This window comes from Protofrankia sp. Cr1 (assembly GCF_963555865.1).
In the GTDB taxonomy this organism is placed as follows: domain Bacteria; phylum Actinomycetota; class Actinomycetes; order Frankiales; family Frankiaceae; genus Protofrankia.
Genome location: NZ_CAUVXO010000094.1, coordinates 9,790 through 14,756 on the forward strand (window position 1 = coordinate 9,790; position 4,967 = coordinate 14,756).

Below are 4,967 nucleotides of genomic sequence, written 5' to 3' on the forward strand. Positions count from 1 at the left end.
CCCGCCCGTACAGGGTGTTGACATCAATGAGGCGGACATCGGCCCGCTGGTCTGCGAGAAGCCGCAGATCGGGACTGAAGCCGGTCAGCGAGAAGATCGCGAGGACGGCGTCGCCTGTGTCGTGGCCGTCCTCGGCCAGAACCGCGCGGATGCGTTCGAGCCGGGTGAGGTCACCCGGAGTGCGGCGCTGGGCGGTCGCCTTCGCCTCGCCGATCAGGGCGATACGGACGCCTCGTACGCGGGGCCGCTCGCCCGCCGCGAGCGCCAGCACATCCACCTCGTGCCTGGCGCGTCCCGCACCGTCGTGCACGGCCGCGCTGCCGACTATGCCCAGCGGCTGCCCATCGAAGACCTCCCGCGTCGCGAAGAGACGCGTCCAGGTCCGTGCCAGCTCCTCGAAGTGCGGGCCGAGGATCTGCGCCGCGAAAGTCGCGGTGGACGCCTGCCATACCTGGGCGCCCTCGTGACGCTCCAGCAGGTCGCTGTAGGGCACTGTGATCAGTTGGTTGAACCTGATGATCGGATCTGTCACTGTGATGACTGTGTTCCGCTGGCGCAGCATGTCCTGATCACGCCGCAGATAGCCTGCGGACTCCAGGACGGCCAGGGTGTGAGTGAGCGCTGTCCGCTCCCGTCCGATCATGCTGCCGATCTTCGCCGGAGTACCCGCACCGGACGCGACCGCGGTCAGGATGTCGTAGTAGAGGGTCCGCCGAGTGATGCGGGGATCCTCACGGAGCAGGTGTTCGGTCTCGCTCCGCGTGAACAACCCGAGATCGGGATCAAGGAGGTTCTCCTGTACCCACGAGCCGAACTGCTCGACCGTGGCCGGGGGGTCGTCCTGCACGAGCTGGCGGTAGCCGGGCGCACCGCCGAGAACAGCGTGCAGGCGCAATGCCACTTCCGGGTCTGCCACTCCCCACAGCGCCGCCGCCTGACGGTAGTCGAACGGACCCAGCCGCATGTCCAGTGCCACCCGGCCGCGCAGTGCCCGGGACCCCGAGAGCAGCTCGGTCATCACGCTCATCGCGGAACCGCACAGAATGAGCCGGCCACCTGGAGTCCGCCCCAGTTGCGAATCGTCGTACAGGTGCTGGAGAAGCGACGGGATCTCCGGGGAATGGCCAAGGAGGTAGGGCAGCTCGTCAATGACCAGGAGCGGAGCCGTCCCGGATGAGCGATGTCGCTCCACGAGCTCCAGCGCGGTCGTGAGGATCTGCTGCCAGTCGTCCAGTTCAACCGCGGACGCGGGCAGTCCGGCGAAGCGGGCGAGAGCTGCCGCGAACCGCCGCTGCGCCGGCCGTCGGCCTTCCTCCTGGACCGCCGTCACGTACAGCCCGCCCGCCGCTTCGGTCAGGGCCCGCAGCAGGTAGGACTTGCCGTGGCGACGCCGTCCTGACAGCAGGCCGATCCGCAGGGCCGGTTCCCCTCGTGCGAGGAAGCGGACCAGCGTGGCCCACTGCTGATCCCGGTCCATGACATGTGCGGGCTTGTCCACGTCCACCATTCTGTATGTATTGATCTATACAGAACAGTATAGGTGCGGCCGACATCGCACAGTGGGAAGGTGAGCCGTGCGGTAAACGCTCACCCCTCGTCAGCGGCACGCCATCCGATCCGGTCCACGTCGACAGCCCAGCCGTCGTGGGCAATACCCACATGCCCACCTGGCGCGTACGATCAGACCGAGCTTCGACAGTGACGCCGGGAGGCCAGCCATGACGTTCGTGTCCGTGGGGTTCCGTCTCGTCGGCGAGGTATCCGCTGACGAACGGTCCCGGATCGCCTTCGGGCGGGTCGGAGTCGAGAAGGGTGCACGTTACGCCGTCGCTGTCAACGACGACGGCGAGGTCCTCCTCACTCCGCTGGCTTCCGTCCCCCGCCGTGAACTGATCGTCTGGGAGAACGAACAGCTCCGCGACGGTCTGGCCCGTGGCCTGGAGCAGTCGGCCGCCGGCCAGACCGTCGACCTCGGCTCGTTCGCCGCATACGCCACTGATGACGATGACAACGAGGGCCGGTGAACCCGCCGCCCTACCTGCTCCGCTTCACCCGCGAAGCCGCGGCCGTGCTCTCCGACCTCACCAAGGACGAACGCAAGCTCTACAAAGTCCGCCGGGCGCTCGGGCGCCTCGAGACCAACCCACGGCACCCCGGACTCAACTCACATCCGTACCGTTCGCTGCACGGCATCGGCGGCGAAACCGTCTGGGACTCCTACATCGAGAACCACACACCGTCCGCCTGGCGGATCTTCTGGCACTACGGGCCTGAGCCCCGCACGATCACCGTCGTCGCCATCGGGCCACATCCATAACACACGAAGACAAGGCCCTACGGACATCCCATCAAGATCATGGACGATAGGAGTCGTCAACACTGTTGACTACGGAATGGACTAGAGAAGGGTGCCCTGGCAGACGCGATCCGATCAGGGGAACGCGAGGGAGCTGTCCTGGCCGGCCAGCTTGTCGATCTCCGCACGGGAGGCGATGGCCCGCGGACCGATCCCCTCGATACTCAAGGTCGCCGCCGCCGCCGCGAACCGGACCGCCTCGCTGACCGTGCTCCCGCCGTCCAACGCGATGAACAACGCGCTGGCGAACACGTCACCGGCCCCGGTGTCGTCGACGAGCTGGGACGTCTCGATGGCGGGGAACTCCTGCGTGCCGGTCGCCAGCAGCACCTCACATCCGCCGGCGCCCCTGGTGACCACGACGATGCCGCCGGCCCGCCGCACCGCCTGCGCCACGCCTTTCAGGTACGGCGCCTCATAGTCCGCGAACACCACCACATCGAGCGTGGCCGCGGTCGGGCCGTCGATCTCCAAGGGCTGATGGTGGACGAGACCATGCTCGTCCCAGGAACGGATCAGCCCCTGCGGGGTCAGGCCGAGAAGGCCCCGCGCTTTTGCCCGGACGGCCTCCTCGATGACGATTTCCCGCGCGACGGGAGCCAGGTGCAGTACCCGAGTTTCGGGAATCCGGTCAAGGCCGGACACCGAGCCTGCGGATTTTTCCAGCCACTGGGTCCGGCGGCCGTCCATGCTTTCGTTACGGAACCGCGTCGTGTCCGCCGACGGCTGGATGTAGAGGAACGCCTCGGTGGCAAACGGCATCCACACCGGTACCAGTTCCGGAGCACAACCGCGCCCGAGTCCCGCAACGCACAAGCCGAGGCGCGCCGCCTGGATGATGGCGTAGACCACACTTCCACCGACCGCGAGCGACGAATCGGGCCGGACGTCGAGGGTCGGGTTCCCCACTGCCAGGTAATCAACAGGTGGACCACTGACCAACGCCTCGGCGCTCCTGATCGTCATGGCCGCAACATTACTCGCGGGACTCTGCGCCCCCAGCTGCCCAGGTAGGCTCCTGCGCCGCTGCGTGCCCATCCGTCAAGCACAGAAGGCGAGCACGGGGAATGCGGCTGAAACTGAAAGGATCAGGGGCGGCCGTTTCGCGGCCCGCAATCCGGTGCCGGCACCGGCGCCGTACCCGTGGGCACCAGCGCGACGGTCGCCAGCGCTCGGGCAATTTCCGCGTAGCCGACCGTGCCGATCAGCCGTGGCCTGCCGACACCGCCGTCCAGCACACCGCCGTCCAGCACAGTGCCGTCACCTACACCGTCGTCCAGCACCAGGGCGCACCCGGCGGCCGGGCGCTCGGCCAGCCGCGGAAGCAGATCGCTCAGAAGCTCGTTCGGTGTGGTCGTGGGCACCGCGGCCATCGGGACGCTGACCTTCGTCACCCGGGTCAAGCCGCGGTCGTCGAGCGGCACCGCGGCAAGATCGCGCAGGTGTGCGACGCCGGCGAGGCCGCCGTCGAAATCGACCACGGCGAACACCACCTGCCCGGACGCGGGTACCACCTGGTCGGCCATGTCCTCGACGACCGCGGACACCGTCCGCCAACCGGGCACCACCTCGGGTGCGAGCCCCATCACATCCCCGACGCGGACGCCCGCGAGCGCCCTGTTCGTCCGCAGCCGGGACTGTTCCACCCGGCCCGAGCCGAGCGCGAGCCACCCGAGCAAGGCGACCCACAGGCCCATTGCGCCTGCCAGGAAGATCAACGCTGCACCTGAGGCGATCAGGATCCAACCAGTGATCACTCCGGCCCTGGCGGCTGCCGCGTCCGCGCGTTCACGGCTGCCGGTCCGCCGGTACACCAGCGCCGCGAGCAGGCGCCCACCTCCGGTGCGCGGGGCGGGCAGCAGCTCCGACAGGGTGATCAGAAGCGCGAGACCACCGACCCAGAGCCCGACGCTGCCGGCCAGCGCCAGACTGCCGCCCGGGGCGAGCCATCCCAGGGTGACCAGCCCCGCGCCACCGAGCCCGCTGACGGCCAACCCGACACAGGCGATGCGGGCTCCCGTCCGAGGTTCGTTGATGCCGGCGGTGGCGGCGCGCAGCCGACTACCGAAGGCGCCGACCGTGATCCCGTCCACCTGGACGCCGGCCCGGCGAGCGACGGCGGCCCGGGCGAGGTCGGCGGCCAGCAACAGGCCGAGGAGGAGCGCTGCGCCGGCAAGGCCGGCCGACAGGTACGCGACCGACGGCCGGTCCGGCACCGCGGCGGGAAGTGTGAAGGCGCCCAGCAGGATTGTCAGGAAGCCAATGGTCACAGCCACCCCGGGGCGCACCGAGACCGGAGTGCGTACCGTTCCCATCGGCGCATGATCGGCGGTCATGACCGTTCGATCCCCTTTCCGTCGCGGCCGCAAGCTGTGACAAAGATTGCGTTATGAGACTCGTCTCAAGGTTGCCCGATATCCGGCCCGCCCACACCATCCCGGACCCGGGAAGTTGATAAGAAGTCTCCTTACCGACCTTCAGGAATCCACTGACCGGCAGGTATCCAGGGCGCCAAAGGGCCGGCGCACCTTCACGCGGCTGGCGCCGGCCGGGAATGCCACAGTCCTCGACGCCGGCTCCGGAACCGGTCGCCACACCGGTCGCCACACCG

General features: G+C 68.6%; 5 protein-coding genes. 2 read left to right on the forward strand and 3 right to left on the reverse strand.

Annotated elements, in window-relative coordinates:
- Positions 1 to 1,477: AAA family ATPase (locus U9980_RS10450; protein ID WP_416210217.1), on the reverse strand; the 1,477-nt coding region annotated here is incomplete at its 3' end.
- 241 nt (positions 1,478 to 1,718) lie between these two features.
- Here U9980_RS10450 and U9980_RS10455 point away from each other — a divergent pair.
- Together U9980_RS10455 and U9980_RS10460 are read left to right on the forward strand one after the other, a co-directional pair.
- A complete protein-coding gene (locus tag U9980_RS10455) occupies positions 1,719 to 2,024 on the forward strand; it encodes a hypothetical protein (RefSeq protein ID WP_322767740.1) in 306 nt (101 codons plus the stop codon).
- Positions 2,021 to 2,317 (forward strand): hypothetical protein, encoded by a 297-nt coding sequence (locus tag U9980_RS10460; protein WP_322767741.1) that lies wholly within the window; start codon positions 2,021 to 2,023, stop codon positions 2,315 to 2,317. The genes U9980_RS10455 and U9980_RS10460 overlap by 4 nt, the downstream gene beginning before the upstream one ends.
- A gap of 114 nt (positions 2,318 to 2,431) precedes the next feature.
- Here the strand turns inward: U9980_RS10460 and U9980_RS10465 are convergent, their stop codons facing one another.
- Together U9980_RS10465 and U9980_RS10470 are read right to left on the reverse strand one after the other, a co-directional pair.
- Positions 2,432 to 3,322 (reverse strand): PfkB family carbohydrate kinase, encoded by an 891-nt coding sequence (locus tag U9980_RS10465; protein ID WP_322767742.1) that lies wholly within the window; start codon positions 3,320 to 3,322, stop codon positions 2,432 to 2,434.
- Between the two features lie 122 nt (positions 3,323 to 3,444).
- The gene (locus tag U9980_RS10470; RefSeq protein ID WP_322767743.1) at positions 3,445 to 4,692 is read right to left on the reverse strand and encodes a peptidase M50; all 1,248 of its coding nucleotides are present in this window, start codon (positions 4,690 to 4,692) and stop codon (positions 3,445 to 3,447) included.
- Between the last annotated feature and the right edge of the window lie 275 nt (positions 4,693 to 4,967).

Excerpts from the sequence above, each read along its gene's own strand:
- U9980_RS10470 (WP_322767743.1), bottom strand. The coding sequence starts at position 4,692 with ATGACCGCCGATCATGCGCCGATGGGAACGGTACGCACTCCGGTCTCG.
- U9980_RS10455 (WP_322767740.1), top strand. The coding sequence starts at position 1,719 with ATGACGTTCGTGTCCGTGGGGTTCCGTCTCGTCGGCGAGGTATCCGCT.
- U9980_RS10465 (WP_322767742.1), bottom strand. The coding sequence starts at position 3,322 with ATGACGATCAGGAGCGCCGAGGCGTTGGTCAGTGGTCCACCTGTTGAT.